Source organism: Acinetobacter sp. ANC_7634, from assembly GCF_056779875.1.
Genome location: NZ_JBWYIT010000003.1, coordinates 61347 through 75439 on the forward strand (window position 1 = coordinate 61347; position 14093 = coordinate 75439).

Annotated in this window: 11 protein-coding genes; 2 read left to right on the forward strand and 9 right to left on the reverse strand. The window is 40.6% G+C overall.

Translation table 11 applies throughout. The features are described 5' to 3' along the window. Positions 1-55 precede the first annotated feature (55 nt). The 3 genes from adk to AC1M9A_RS05335 form a co-directional block, all read right to left on the reverse strand. Positions 56-715: an adenylate kinase gene (gene adk, locus AC1M9A_RS05325; protein ID WP_035268488.1), complete on the reverse strand. Its 660-nt coding sequence runs from the start codon at positions 713-715 to the stop codon at positions 56-58. A 75-nt stretch (positions 716-790) separates the two neighbouring features. Next, positions 791-2107, reverse strand: a complete 1317-nt coding sequence (locus tag AC1M9A_RS05330) for a DUF445 domain-containing protein (RefSeq protein ID WP_035268489.1) — start codon at positions 2105-2107, stop codon at positions 791-793. A 64-nt stretch (positions 2108-2171) separates the two neighbouring features. Beyond that, positions 2172-2687: a hypothetical protein gene (locus AC1M9A_RS05335; RefSeq protein ID WP_035268492.1), complete on the reverse strand. Its 516-nt coding sequence runs from the start codon at positions 2685-2687 to the stop codon at positions 2172-2174. A gap of 236 nt (positions 2688-2923) precedes the next feature. On the opposite strand from AC1M9A_RS05335, the gene mrdA reads away from it, so the two are divergent. Continuing rightward, positions 2924-5032: a penicillin-binding protein 2 gene (gene mrdA / locus AC1M9A_RS05340; RefSeq protein ID WP_481591796.1), complete on the forward strand. Its 2109-nt coding sequence runs from the start codon at positions 2924-2926 to the stop codon at positions 5030-5032. Further along, on the forward strand, positions 5033-5584 hold the full coding sequence (gene rsmD / locus AC1M9A_RS05345) for a 16S rRNA (guanine(966)-N(2))-methyltransferase RsmD (RefSeq protein WP_035268497.1): 552 nt from the start codon (positions 5033-5035) through the stop codon (positions 5582-5584). Positions 5585-5588: 4 nt separating this feature from the next. On the opposite strand, the gene AC1M9A_RS05350 is transcribed toward rsmD, so the two are convergent. The 6 genes from AC1M9A_RS05350 to AC1M9A_RS05375 all read right to left on the reverse strand — a co-directional run bounded on the left by AC1M9A_RS05350 (position 5589) and on the right by AC1M9A_RS05375 (position 13937). After that, positions 5589-6068, reverse strand: coding sequence for a hypothetical protein (locus AC1M9A_RS05350; RefSeq protein ID WP_481609794.1), 480 nt, complete (start codon positions 6066-6068; stop codon positions 5589-5591). A 77-nt stretch (positions 6069-6145) separates the two neighbouring features. Continuing rightward, positions 6146-7036, reverse strand: a complete 891-nt coding sequence (sucD, locus tag AC1M9A_RS05355; protein ID WP_481609795.1) for a succinate--CoA ligase subunit alpha — start codon at positions 7034-7036, stop codon at positions 6146-6148. 12 nt (positions 7037-7048) lie between these two features. After that, entirely contained in the window at positions 7049-8215 is a 1167-nt protein-coding gene (gene sucC, locus AC1M9A_RS05360; RefSeq protein ID WP_035268500.1) for an ADP-forming succinate--CoA ligase subunit beta, read from the reverse strand. A 167-nt stretch (positions 8216-8382) separates the two neighbouring features. After that, on the reverse strand, positions 8383-9816 hold the full coding sequence (gene lpdA, locus AC1M9A_RS05365; protein WP_035268502.1) for a dihydrolipoyl dehydrogenase: 1434 nt from the start codon (positions 9814-9816) through the stop codon (positions 8383-8385). Between the two features lie 60 nt (positions 9817-9876). Continuing rightward, positions 9877-11097, reverse strand: coding sequence for a 2-oxoglutarate dehydrogenase complex dihydrolipoyllysine-residue succinyltransferase (gene odhB / locus AC1M9A_RS05370; protein WP_035268505.1), 1221 nt, complete (start codon positions 11095-11097; stop codon positions 9877-9879). Between the two features lie 17 nt (positions 11098-11114). Continuing rightward, positions 11115-13937, reverse strand: a complete 2823-nt coding sequence (locus tag AC1M9A_RS05375; RefSeq protein ID WP_481609856.1) for a 2-oxoglutarate dehydrogenase E1 component — start codon at positions 13935-13937, stop codon at positions 11115-11117. Positions 13938-14093: the final 156 nt, after the last annotated feature.

Consider the following 14093-nt stretch of genomic DNA (forward strand, 5'->3'; position numbering starts at 1 on the left):
AAAAAGAAGCCCTAATATGACTTAGGGCTCCTTTTTTGTCAAAGCTGAATAATGGTTATTTAGTTTGATCTAAAATTGCAAAAAGTTCTTTTTGAACTTCTTCAATAGGACGAAGTCCATTCAACTTATCATACGTTGGCGCATTTTCACCTGAAGCTGCACGCCCTTGGTAAAAGCCAACCAACTGTTCAGTTTCAGTATGATACGAACCTAAGCGCTTACGAATTGTTTCTTCTTGGTCATCTGGACGCTGAACTAAATCTTCACCAGTTTCATCATCTTTGCCTTCCACTTTTGGTGGGTTGTAGACGATATGATAAACACGACCTGATGCTGGATGTTGGCGACGACCCGATAAGCGTTTAACGATTTCTTCATCAGGCACATCAATTTCGATCACGTGATCAATATCAATGCCTTCTTTTTCCAAAGCTTCAGCTTGAGGAATCGTACGAGGGAAACCATCAAAGATACAACCATTTGCACAATCTGGTTGTGCAATACGCTCTTTAACCAGACCAATAATCAGTTCGTCAGAAACTAGACCACCATTGTCCATTACAGATTTTGCCTGTAGACCGAGTTCAGTTCCTTCACGAATTGCAGCACGGAGCATATCACCGGTTGAAATTTGTGGGACATTGTAGCGCTTGCAGATCAACTGAGCTTGAGTACCTTTACCTGCTCCAGGTGGTCCGAGTAATATAATGCGCATAAATAAACATCCTCATTTTAACTATATCGACGATACTTGGTTAATGTCTTTGGTAGGCACCAATCCAGCATCTATTTATAAGAAAGCCACAAATAAATGAATCAGACCCGCGAAGAAACCTGTTACCCCACCTAGCACAATTAAGATCCATTCGTCTTCCTGGAATGCAGGACGTAATAGATTTTGAAACTCGCGCGGCGTTAATTCACGGATACGTTCTTTAAACATTTGATAGATTTTCTGTGCGCGGCTCGCATTAAAAGCTGGGTCGCATACAGGCACCATCGTAATTTCAATTGAGCGATCGATCAAGTCTGTCTTGAGTTTTGCATACTCTTTTGGACCTAAAGATAGCTGTAATGATGTACGAACCAATGGTGTTTCCATGATTTCATTGATATGACGTTTAACAATACGGCGTGTTTTGTCTTTTTTTCCACCATACATCATTTCCATCATAATAGATTTCAATGTAATCAAATCTTCAGTCACTACACGGGCAAATACATCAGATACTTCTTCTTGGCGCTTCATAAACGCACCTTGAATATTATAAGAACCAATGCGTGGAATGACAGGTTTTATCCAAGGGAATTTACGATCTTTCGTTAATTCAAAGAATTGTGGATAACGTATATAGTGTGGTTCAACTGGATTAAATACCATCCAAATTGCAATCCAATTTGTTAAAAAGCCCCAAATTGCTGCCCAGAATGGTACAGTCCAATGCCAAGGCACGACAAACCAAACGATCATTTGGAAGATACCAAAGAACATACCGATTAATGCACTGATATGCCAAATGAAGTTAATTTCTTTTTGACCCACTTTTAGGAACATATTGACCATCAATTGACGGTCGCCTTCCATTTGACTCACTACCATCGCACGCATATCCACGAGCGACTCAACATTTAAAGTTAATTCGGTTACGAGCTCTTTCAAAACATTTGGAAGTTGCTTATGTGCTTGCGCATAAATACGTCGCTTGATTGAGTAAGGTAAGTTTTCCCATAGAACCGCATTGCGATCCATCATCACTTCATCAATTAAGTGCTCTAACTCAAAGCCAACCTGTTCACCAATGATACGAGCAGTATCCTCGGGATCCATCGCATCTAAGAACTCTCGTAAGGAGCCAAGTTTTGATAGTGTATTGTCGGTAATAATACCCGATATACGTCCTGCCTTACGTGGAACAATTCCTTGCCATCCCACCGGAAGCGGACCTAAGTGAAAACCCCAAAACTTAATTGGATAAAACACCATCTTGAGTGCCATCCAGACGTGAGCCCAAGTCACAAATGCGGTTACTGGGATAATACTCAGTACTGCATAAAAATCAGGTCGATTGACGAAGGCTTGCCACAAATCACTCACATATCCAAACATTCATGACTCTCATATTCATATATCTAATTGCAGTCGAACTTGAGGTATAAAACCATAAAGCTTTCTAAAATCCTACACTTAAGGTGTAAGCAAACTGTAGTTCTGGTTTAGTTTCAAAAATCACTTGGTTTCCTTGCGTGATTTCCTCTCCTGCTTTTATCCCTACACTAAATGTACTAATTCTTTCTTTATTCAGCATGACATAAGATAAATCTATACCACCACCGAGTTGAGATTCCTTTTCACCATTGACTGTTTTTGATTTTAGATGACCAGCAAATGCACCTAAATAAAATCCATTTAAGTCCTTAGTTCCGAGAATTATTGGATAACGAAAACCGACTTGAGCGCCCACATCGTGGTCGTCATTTAAGAAAGCGCCAAGCTTTCCGTATCCAATACCGTATGGAGTGACGTATTCTAAATTCCCATGCGCTAACCGTTGTGTAACACCAGCACCCACATTTATTTTAGAAAATTGTTCTGGTTTCAATTTTGCTTCAGGATAAAACGATGAAAAATCTGCGTATGCTAAATTCCCTACCCACATCATGACAGCAAAGGAAACGATTTTTCTCATTATTTTCTCCATTCTCTCAAACTGAGAACAATATTATTATTCATCCATAGTGATTCGACTTTAACAGAATAATTTTCGTTCTTATATACAACAAGCTTTAAAATTAGTGTCTATTTGGTCAAATTTTAATTTTTATAACATACGAACTATTTATTAATTTTACAAATTTTATAGGCAATCTGAGTTAAAATACTTTGATATAAAGTCAGCTTTTACCCGCAAAAAAGTAAAGATCTATGAAGCAGCAGTTCCCACTGAAGAATGTACAACAAGAAAAGCGAATTTTTCGTAGTCGAGTGGTGTTTGCTATTTGCGTGGTAATCTTTTTTTTACTTGTTCTATTGTCTCGATATGCTTATTTGCAAATTGTGCATTACGACCAGTTTAAAGATGCATCGGACAAAAACCGAATTCGTTTACAACCGATTTCCCCTGCCCGCGGTTATATTTTTGATCGTAACGGCATTCTACTGGCTGACAATTATCCAGTTTTTACGGCTACATTAAGTAAAGCGGATGTGCCTGATATTGAAGACACGGTAGAACGCCTTAGAAAGATTATTGACTTGAGCGAAGAAGACATCGAACGCTTCATGAGTCGTGTAAAAACCGCAAAAAAGACTGAACGTGTAACGCTTAAACTAAACTTAACTGAAACAGATATCGCTAAATTTAGCGAAGTAAAGTTTAAATTTCCTGGTGTTTCCATTGAAACCCAAATGACGCGTTATTACCCACATGGTGAATTATTTGCCCATGTTATTGGGTATGTCGGTCGTATTAATGATAAAGAACTTAAAAGCATTGATAAAGATGCTTACGCAGGCACCAACCTGATCGGTAAAATTGGCGTAGAAAAATTTTACGAAGACCTGTTGCATGGTTCACCTGGCTTTGAATCTATTGAGACAGATGCATTTGGTAATGTCTTACGGAAATTAGGGCGTAAAGATTCTGTACGCGGTAATGACCTCTATTTATCACTTGATTATGGTCTCCAAACAGTAGCTGCTGAGCAACTTGCGGGGCGTCGTGGTGCAATTGTTGCAATGGATCCACGTACAGGTGAAATTTTGGCACTAGTTTCGAGTCCGAGTTTCAACCCCAATTTATTCGTGACTGGTATCAGTCATACAGACTATAGTGCACTGCGTGACAATTTAGATCAGCCGTTGTATAACCGCGCAGTTCAAGGGACCTATCCACCAGGTTCTACCATTAAGCCTATGGCTGCATTAGGGGGTATTCACTACGGTATTGTCGATTGGTCAACTGCTATTTCAGATCCAGGTTATTTCCACTTACCAGGAGACTCTCACAAATTCCGCGACTGGAAAAAAACGGGGCATGGTGTAGTCAATATGCATAAATCCATTGTTGTCTCTTGTGATACTTACTATTACGTTCTTTCTTACCAGATGGGGATTGATCGTATGAACACATGGATGCGTCAGTTTGGATTTGGTGAGAAAACGGGTGTAGACCTCCCTAGCGAAAGCACAGGCTTGTATCCTTCGCCAGAATGGAAAATGCGTACTCGCAATTCTAAATGGCTCAAAGGTGAAACAATCTCAGTCAGTATTGGGCAAGGTGCATTCACTTCTACCCCTTTACAACTCGCGATGGCAACTGCAATTACCGCAAATCATGGCGCCCATGTTACACCGCATGTATTGCGTGAAACCAAAGGAACAAAGCAATTCAAAGTCCACAATGCACCAGATTATAAAATTGCCTTCAATGGTACTGATGAAGATTGGATTAAGATGCGTGATGCCATGGTGGATGTGATCCAATCTGGAACAGGTAAAGGGATTCGTGGTGGACTGCAATATCAAATTGCGGGTAAAACAGGTACCGCTCAGGTCAAGAGTATTGCGCAAGGTAAAAAGTATAACGAAGCTTTATTAACTGAACGTCAACTCGATCACGGCTTATTTGTAGGCTTCGCCCCTGCCGACAACCCAGAAATAGCGATTGCAGTGATATGGGAAAATGGTCGTGGAGGTTCAGGAGCAACCGCGCTCGCACGTCCTGTATTAGATTATTGGTTACTCCATCGTGATCGTAAGCCAATAAAGCCGATGAATCATGTTGTCAGCGGCGGCTTAATGACAGCAGGCATTAAGCCTGGTGAATTACCTAGCGGATCTACCAATTTGTCAGCCGATCCAAATGCACTTCCTCGTGAACTCCAAACATCACGTAACAGCAACAGTGCAACGAATGCAACGAATGCAACGAATGCAACGAATGCAACGAATGCAACGAATGCAACGAATGCAACGAATGCAACGAATGCAACGAATGCAAACACTGACACTCAACGTAACACGAGTCAATAAATGAAAAATCAACTCCGCATCATTGGTGGTGAATGGAAACGCCGTGTATTACCTTTTGCCACTATTGAGGGTTTAAGACCAACACCAGATCGTGTACGCGAAACTTTATTTAATTGGTTAATGTGGGATATTCAACAAGCGCAGGTGCTAGATGTTTGCGCTGGATCTGGTGCATTAGGTTTTGAAGCGCTATCTCGAGGGGCAGCTCATGTCACGATGATCGAACCTAATTTAGAGCAAAATAAATTTTTAAAATCAAACTTAGCGCTTTTAAATGTGAATAATGCAAAACTGATTCAAAGCACTGCCCAAATCGCGCTAAAACAACTCTCAAACAATCAATTCGATGTAGTTTTTTTAGATCCTCCCTATAGTTTAAATCTTTGGGAGGAGTTGGCTTCATTGATTGACCCAAAACTCAAAGCAGATGCATTTATTTATGTCGAAGCCGATCAACCATTGTCATCACTTAATCTACCTTCTTCATGGCACCTCATAAAAGAAACCAAAGCTGGAACAGTTAAATCAGGCCTTTATCGAAAAATAGATTAGACATTTAAAATGTCTGATTCCAAAAAATCCGAATCAATCTGCCTCGATCGTAGGGAAACGAGGATAAAAACTCGTACCCTATCGTTTGATTCTGTTTCAGCAAATACTCAACACCATATCCAAACGTAATGCTTAATTGTTCCAGATTTGATAAGTCAAAATGACCTGTATCAAGTTTATTCTTCAATTCATTCCGATCAAAAGCCGTGAAATTAAAAAATTGAATACGTTCGGATTGAAAAATTGAATGCGTCAATACATCAAATCTCGAATATTCTTTCTCATTTAATTCTGCAATCTTGGTCTGTTCACTATTTAAATCTTCTATGGCAGGCTCATAGTGAAGTTCTTGCTGAGCTTCAAAAAAAATAAAAATGAGATTTTGATCATTCGTATTTTCATCATGATCCAAGGAATTCGCGTGAACAGCAGAAATTGAAAAAAACATCAAAGCTTGTAAATAAAGTTTTAAATTTTGAATCATATTAATTTTACGTTTCTATATCTTATTATTATGCATGAAAAAAAGCCTCCACTCAGGAGGCTTTTTTACTTAAAGCATTAAGCTAGACCTTTTTCTTTAAGTACTTCTAGCATCGTTGAACCAAGTTCAGCTGGGCTACGTGTATATGCCATTCCAGCACGTTCAAACGCAGCGAATTTTTCTTCTGCCGTGCCTTTACCACCTGAAATAATAGCACCAGCATGACCCATTCGCTTACCTTTCGGTGCAGTCACACCAGCAATATAACCAACAACAGGTTTGGTCACATTTGATTGGATATATTCTGCCGCTTCTTCTTCAGCTGTACCACCAATCTCACCAATCATAATAATTGCATCTGTGTCTGGATCATCTTGGAACAGTTTCAAAGCATCAATCTGATTCATACCAGGGATTGGATCTCCACCAATACCAATACACGTTGATTGACCTAATCCTAACTTCGTAGTTTGTGCAACAGCTTCATAGGTCAACGTACCAGAACGCGAAATAATACCGATTCGTCCTGGCTGATGAATATGTCCTGGCATAATACCAATCTTACATTCACCCGGCGTGATAACACCTGGACAGTTTGGACCCACTAAGCGAGTGCCATTTCCATTGGTTTCTAGATAGCGTTTCGCTTTCAGCATATCAATGGTTGGTACACCTTCAGTGATAACAACAATCAGTCCAACGCCAGAGTCAACTGCTTCAACGATAGAATCCAATACAAATGGTGCAGGAACGTAAATGACCGATGCATCAGCACCAGTCTCTTTCACTGCATCTTTCATTGTATTGAATACAGGTAGATTTAAATGAGTTTGACCGCCTTTACCTGGAGTCACACCACCCACAACCTTAGTACCATAAGCCAAAGCTTGTTCTGAGTGGAATGTACCATTTTTACCCGTAAAGCCCTGTACCAATACTTTAGTTTCTTTATTAATTAATACGCTCATGATTGATACTCCTTATGCTTTTACTGCAGCAACAATTTTTTCTGCGGCATCAGATAAGCCGTTTGCAGAAATTAGTTTAAGACCAGATTCATCAAGTAATTTTGCACCTAGTTCTGCATTATTCCCTTCTAAGCGAACAACAACAGGCACTGTTACATTTACTTCTTGAACCGCTGCAATAATTGCTTCAGCAATCATGTCACAACGCACAATACCACCGAAGATATTGATCAGCACACCTTGTACTGACTGATCCGCTAAAATGATCTTGAATGCTTCAATTACACGCTCTTTGGTTGCGCCACCACCTACATCCAAGAAGTTTGCTGGTTGACCACCATAGAGTTTAATGATGTCCATGGTTGCCATTGCAAGACCTGCTCCATTCACCATACAACCAATATTACCTTCTAAAGCAACATAGTTAAGGTCAAACTCAGATGCCTTGAGCTCACGCTCATTTTCTTGCGATTTATCTCTTAAAGCAGAAACTTCTGGCAAACGATATAAAGCATTCGAATCAATACCGACCTTGGCATCAACACACAAAATTTCACCATTTTCACGGACTGACAATGGATTAATTTCAAACAATGCGAAATCATTTTCTACGAACGCTTGATAAGCTGCAGACATAATTTTAACAAATTGATTAATCTGTTTATCTTTCAGCTCTAAAGCAAAAGCGACTTCACGAGCTTGGAAAGGAAGTAAGCCAACCAATGGATCTACTTCAACTTTAATAATTTTTTCTGGAGTTTCTTCAGCGACTTTTTCAATTTCGACACCACCTTCAGTAGAAGCCATGAAAGTAATACGACGTGATGAACGATCAACAACTGCGCCTAAATACAATTCACGCTCAACTGGATAGACATCTTCTGCAACGAGTACACTGTTAACTGGTTGCCCATTTGCATCCGTTTGATATGTAACTAAACGAGTACCAATAATTTGCGAAGCATATTCTTTTGCTTCATCAGCTGACTTAACGACTTTAACGCCGCCAGCTTTTCCACGCCCACCGGCATGTACTTGTGCTTTCATAACAGCGAATTTGCCGCCTAGCTGTTCAAATGCTTTTACTGCTTCCTCTGCATTTGTAGCGATGATGCCTTCCTGAACTGGCATACCATATTTTTTTAACAGCGATTTCGCCTGATACTCGTGTAAATTCATTGTTTTACCTTTTACTACTTTTCACTTTTTATGACACACCAATATTTAAACTTCCTTCGCAATAAATATTGGCATTTATTAAATTTAGTATTCTAGTTTTAGATGATTATTCAAACAAAAACAACCACCAAATGCAAAAAGAGCGGCCTCAGCCGCTCTTTTTTGTGTTATTTACGTTTACGCTGAATCGCGTGAATCGCTCGCCCATCTACTGCTAACGCAGCTTCATGAACTACTTCAGAGAAAGTTGGGTGACCAAATGTCATTAATTGAAGATCTTCAACGCTTGATACAAATTCAAGTGCGATCATGCCTTGGTGAACGATATCAGACGCAGCAGGTCCAATCACGTGCATACCAAGCAAACGATCCGTTTTAGCGTCAGCAACAAATTTTACGAAACCAGCATTTTCTCCAGCTGCCATCGCACGACCATTCGCTGCGAAACCAAATTGACCTGTTTTAACTTCGTGACCTTTTTCTTTCGCTTGTTCTTCTGTTAAACCAACCCACGCCGCTTCAGGGTGTGTATAAATCACAGAAATAATCGTGTCATAGTTCACTTGAGCTGCGTGACCATGAATACGTTCAACAGCCATTACGCCTTCTTCCATTGCTTTATGTGCAAGCATTGGACCACGTACTAAGTCACCAATTGCATATACACCTTCAACAGAAGTTGCACACCAATCATTTACTTCAACCAAACCACGTTCAGTAAGTTTAATGCCAGAATCTTCTGCTAATAAACCTTCTGCATACGCTTTACGACCCACGCAAACGATCAATTTGTCGAAAGTCTGAGTTTTGTCTTCGCCACCTTGAGTGTACTTAACTGTCACTTCACGACCATTGATTTCTGTACCAGCTACTTTTGCGCCAACACGAATATCAAGACCTTGCTTCGTTAATACTTTTTGGTAATCTTTAGCCAAAGCTTTATCAGCCATTGGTAAAAATGCATCCATTGCTTCAAAAACAACAACCTCTGCACCCAAACGACGCCATACTGATCCTAGTTCAAGACCAATTACACCTGCACCAATTACACCTAAACGTTTAGGTACTTCTTGGAATTCAAGCGCACCGGTAGAATCAACGATAAGATCTTGATCTACAGGAGCAACAGGAATATTTACAGGAACAGAACCAGAGGCAAGAATGACATATTTAGGTTCTAAAATTTGAGTTTCACCTTCATGTGGAACAAACTCAACTTTTTTACCAGCTAATAATTTACCTGTACCCTGCAACCATTCAATACCGTTACCTTTCAATAGGCCATCGATACCCATTGTAAGTTGGTTGACGATTTTATCTTTACGAGCAAGTAACTTTTGAAGATCGAATTTCACTTCGCCCGTTGTAATACCATGATCATCTAAATGATGAACAGTATCTTCATAACGATGTGAAGAGTCTAAAAGTGCTTTAGATGGGATACAACCCACGTTCAAGCAAGTACCACCTAAAGATGGTTTTCCTTTATGAATACGCTTTTCAATACATGCAACTTTGAAACCCAGTTGTGCTGCACGAATAGCAGCTTCATAACCACCTGGACCACCGCCGATTACTACTAAATCAAATTGTTGAGACATTCTTCTCTCCAAAAATGGGCCTAGAGGATCGCTCTAAGCCCATGGATTTATTCTTTAGAATTAAAGATCAAGGATAAGTTTAGCTGGTTCTTCTAACAATTCTTTGATTGTTACAAGGAAACCTACTGCTTCTTTACCATCAATTAAACGGTGGTCATAAGAAAGCGCTAAATACATCATTGGTAAGATTTCAACTTGACCATTTACCGCCATTGGACGCTCTTGGATTTTATGCATACCCAAAATTGCAGTTTGTGGCGTATTTAAAATTGGTGTTGAAAGCAATGAACCGAAAGTACCACCATTAGTGATCGTGAATGTACCACCTGTCATATCTTCAATGCCGAGCTTACCATCACGTGCTTTGAATGCGTAATCACGAATACCATTTTCTACTTCAGCATAGTTCATGCGATCAGTATCACGTAATACTGGAACTACTAAACCACGGTCAGAAGATACCGCTACACCGATGTCATAGTAACCGTGATAAACGATATCATCACCATCAATTGAAGCATTTACAGCTGGGTAGCGTTTAAGTGCTTCAGTTGCAGCTTTAACAAAGAATGACATAAAGCCTAAACGAGCACCATGACGCTTTTCAAAAGCATCTTTGTACTGAGCGCGCATGTCCATGATTGGCTTCATGTTGACTTCGTTGAACGTCGTTAACATTGCTGTTTCTTGCGTTGCAGCAAGTAAACGCTCAGCCACACGCTTACGAAGACGTGTCATAGGAACACGTTTTTCAATACGCTCACCTACAGCTACGCTTAATGGTGCAGCAGCAGGAGCAGCAGGTTTAGATTGGTGATTCGCCACATCTTCTTTAGTGATACGGCCACCACGACCTGTACCTGATACTTCTGATGCATTGATACCAGTTTCAGTTAATGCCTTACGAACAGCTGGAGCTTGGTCTTGAACAGGAGCTTGAGCACGTTCAACAACCGGAGCAGCACCCGCTTCTGTAGCAGCCGCAGCTTGTTCAACTTTCTCTTCAGATTGAACAGCTTGAGTTTGAGAAGCACCAGAAACAGCACCTGCTTCAAATGTAGCAATTACTTCATCAGAAAGAACTGTGTCGCCTTCGCCTTTAATGATATTTGCAATCGTACCATCTGCAGGAGCAACAACTTCAAGTACAACTTTATCCGTTTCGATATCACAGATCACTTCATCACGTGATACCGCTTCACCTGGTTGTTTGTGCCAAGTTGCAATTGTTCCGTCTGCAACTGACTCTGGGAATACCGGTGCTTTAATTTCGGTTGCCATTCTTAAGATTCTCCTGATTATTCTGCTACGATCGCAAGCGCTTCGTTAACGAGTTGTGCTTGTTGTTTTGCATGTAAATATGGTGAGCCACAAGCCGGTGCAGCAGATGCTTCACGTCCTGCATAGCTGATTTGAATTTGTTGACCTGACTTCATAACACCTTCGTATAAACGTGGTGCGATGAATAACCATGCGCCTTGGTTCTTCGGTTCTTCTTGCGCCCAAACAAGCTCTTTCACATTTGGATATTGTGCAAGTACTTCCGCTAAACGTGCTTCTGGATATGGGTACAATTGTTCAACACGAACAATAGCAGTGTTGTTCAATTCATTTTCACGACGTTTTTCAAGTAAATCGTAATAAACCTTACCACCGCAAAGCACTACACGAGTCACATCCAACTTATTAATGTTATCAACTTCATCAATCACAGTTTGGAAAGTTCCGTTCGCCAATTCATCAAGATTAGATACCGCTAATTTGTGACGTAATAATGACTTTGGAGACATGATAATCATTGGTTTACGAATTGGGCGAATCGCCTGACGACGTAAAGCATGGAAAATCTGTGCAGGAGTTGTAGGCGTCATCACTTGCATGTTTTCTTCAGCACATAGCTGTAAGAAACGCTCTAAACGTGCAGATGAGTGTTCTGGGCCTTGACCTTCAAAACCATGTGGAAGAAGCATCGTTAAACCACAAACACGCTCCCACTTTGTCTCACCAGAAGCAATGAATTGGTCAATAACAACTTGAGCACAGTTCGCGAAGTCACCAAATTGTGCTTCCCAAATAATTAAGCTCTTAGGTAGAGTTGTTGCATAACCATATTCGAATGCCAATACTGCCATTTCAGACAATAATGAGTCATAAATCGCTGTACGCGGTTGATTTTCTTTAATATGGCAAAGTGGAATATACGTCGAACCGTCTACTTGGTTATGAAGCTTCGCATGACGATGCGAGAATGTACCACGACCAACATCTTCACCAGTTAAACGAACAAGATAACCCTCGTCCAATAACGAAGCATAAGCTAGAGTCTCAGCTGCACCCCAGTTCAATGGCATTTCACCAGTTTGCATTTTAAGACGATCATCGATCACCTTAGAAACTTGACGCTGCATCACGAAGCCTTCAGGAAGCTCACGCATTTTGCGACCAAGTTCTTTTAAACGCTCTTCAGGGAAAGTAGTATCCCAAACGTCAGTGTATTCGTGACCTAAGTATGGCGTCCAGTCAACGAACATTTTTTTATTCGGTTCAAGTACAAGTGCATTAGCAACATGTTTACCTGCTTCTAAATCAGCACGGTAATCTTCGATCATCTGATCTGCAGTCGCACGATCAATTACACCTTCTTGTACTAATTTGTCAGCATATAATGCACGAGTCGTCGTTTTCTTATTAATGACTTGATACATCATTGGCTGAGTTGCTGCTGGCTCATCTGCTTCATTGTGACCGCGACGACGGTAACAGAACATATCGATAACAACGTCTTTACGGAAAGTATGACGGAAATCATGTGCAAGTTGAGCAACAAACAATACAGCTTCAGGATCATCACCATTCACATGGAAGATTGGTGCCTGAATCATTTTCGCGATATCAGTACAGTATTCAGTAGAACGTGCATCACGTGGATCTGATGTTGTAAAACCAACTTGGTTATTGACAACAATATGAACTGTACCACCTACCGTATAACCACGTGTTTGTGACATTTGGAAGGTTTCTTGGTTCACACCTTGACCAGCAAATGCAGCATCACCATGTACGATTACTGGTAATACGTCATCACCACCAATGTCTTTACGACGAACTTGACGAGCACGTACTGAACCTTCAACTACAGGCCCTACGATTTCTAAGTGTGATGGGTTAAATGCCAATGCCAAATGAACTTCGCCACCTGGAGTCATTACGTTTGACGAGAAACCTTGGTGATACTTAACGTCACCAGAACCTTTCTTGTGAAGTGATTTACCTTCAAATTCACCGAAAAGATCTGCTGGGTTTTTACCCATGATATTGACAAGCAAGTTGAGACGACCACGGTGTGGCATACCGATCACAACTTCTTTACATCCCACAGAACCTGCGCGTTGAATAACAGCATCAACCATCGGAATGAAAGATTCACCGCCTTCCACACCAAAGCGCTTAGCACCAACATACTTATTGCCTAAGTATTTCTCTAAGCCTTCAGCTGCAGTTAAACGTTCAAGAACATGTTTCTTTTGTTCTGCTGAAAAACCAAATTGACCTTTCACACCTTCAAGACGTTGTTGAATCCAACGTTTCTCTTTAGTGTCAACAATGTGCATATATTCAACACCAATAGAAGCGCAATACGTCGCCTCCATCGCATTGACCATTTCACCTAAAGTTGCTTCAGTTTTGCCAATTGCAAGATTACCTGTATTGAATACAGTATCTAAGTCAGATTTGGTTAAACCATGAGCCGCTAGATCAAGATCAGGCACTTCTTCTCGTTTTGCCAAACCTAATGGATCTAATTTTGCTTTTTGATGACCGCGGTTACGGTATGCAGCGATTAATTGTAATACGCCAATCTGACGACGCTCGTGCTCAGAACTAACTGAACTTTGAACGACAGGCTGAATACGGTTTGAGTTACGACCCAATAAAAGGAATTGCTCACGTACATTGCTGTGTGGTTGATCCCCTTTTGGGAACTTACCAAAGTATTCTTGCCAATCAGCACCGACTGATTCTGGAGCAACTAAATACTGCTCATAAAGTTCTTCAATATACGCTGCACTGTCAGCGGAAAGTTCAGTGTCAAGACGCAATGCGTCAGCAACTTCTTGCATTTGTGGACCCATTTCCTATTGCAAAACATTACAGGGAGCTTTCTAAGCTCGCCCATGATTGATAATGCCAAATCGGTAAATTGACATTCACCCATCTGGTACAAAAGACCATGGGGCGTATAGCATTAGAGAGTTTCTAATACCAATGACGAATCA

Excerpts from the sequence above, each read along its gene's own strand:
- adk (WP_035268488.1), bottom strand. The coding sequence starts at position 715 with ATGCGCATTATATTACTCGGACCACCTGGAGCAGGTAAAGGTACTCAA.
- AC1M9A_RS05330 (WP_035268489.1), bottom strand. The coding sequence starts at position 2,107 with ATGTTTGGATATGTGAGTGATTTGTGGCAAGCCTTCGTCAATCGACCT.
- AC1M9A_RS05335 (WP_035268492.1), bottom strand. The coding sequence starts at position 2,687 with ATGAGAAAAATCGTTTCCTTTGCTGTCATGATGTGGGTAGGGAATTTA.
- mrdA (WP_481591796.1), top strand. The coding sequence starts at position 2,924 with ATGAAGCAGCAGTTCCCACTGAAGAATGTACAACAAGAAAAGCGAATT.
- rsmD (WP_035268497.1), top strand. The coding sequence starts at position 5,033 with ATGAAAAATCAACTCCGCATCATTGGTGGTGAATGGAAACGCCGTGTA.
- AC1M9A_RS05350 (WP_481609794.1), bottom strand. The coding sequence starts at position 6,068 with ATGATTCAAAATTTAAAACTTTATTTACAAGCTTTGATGTTTTTTTCA.
- sucD (WP_481609795.1), bottom strand. The coding sequence starts at position 7,036 with ATGAGCGTATTAATTAATAAAGAAACTAAAGTATTGGTACAGGGCTTT.
- sucC (WP_035268500.1), bottom strand. The coding sequence starts at position 8,215 with ATGAATTTACACGAGTATCAGGCGAAATCGCTGTTAAAAAAATATGGT.
- lpdA (WP_035268502.1), bottom strand. The coding sequence starts at position 9,816 with ATGTCTCAACAATTTGATTTAGTAGTAATCGGCGGTGGTCCAGGTGGT.
- odhB (WP_035268505.1), bottom strand. The coding sequence starts at position 11,097 with ATGGCAACCGAAATTAAAGCACCGGTATTCCCAGAGTCAGTTGCAGAC.
- AC1M9A_RS05375 (WP_481609856.1), bottom strand. The coding sequence starts at position 13,937 with ATGCAAGAAGTTGCTGACGCATTGCGTCTTGACACTGAACTTTCCGCT.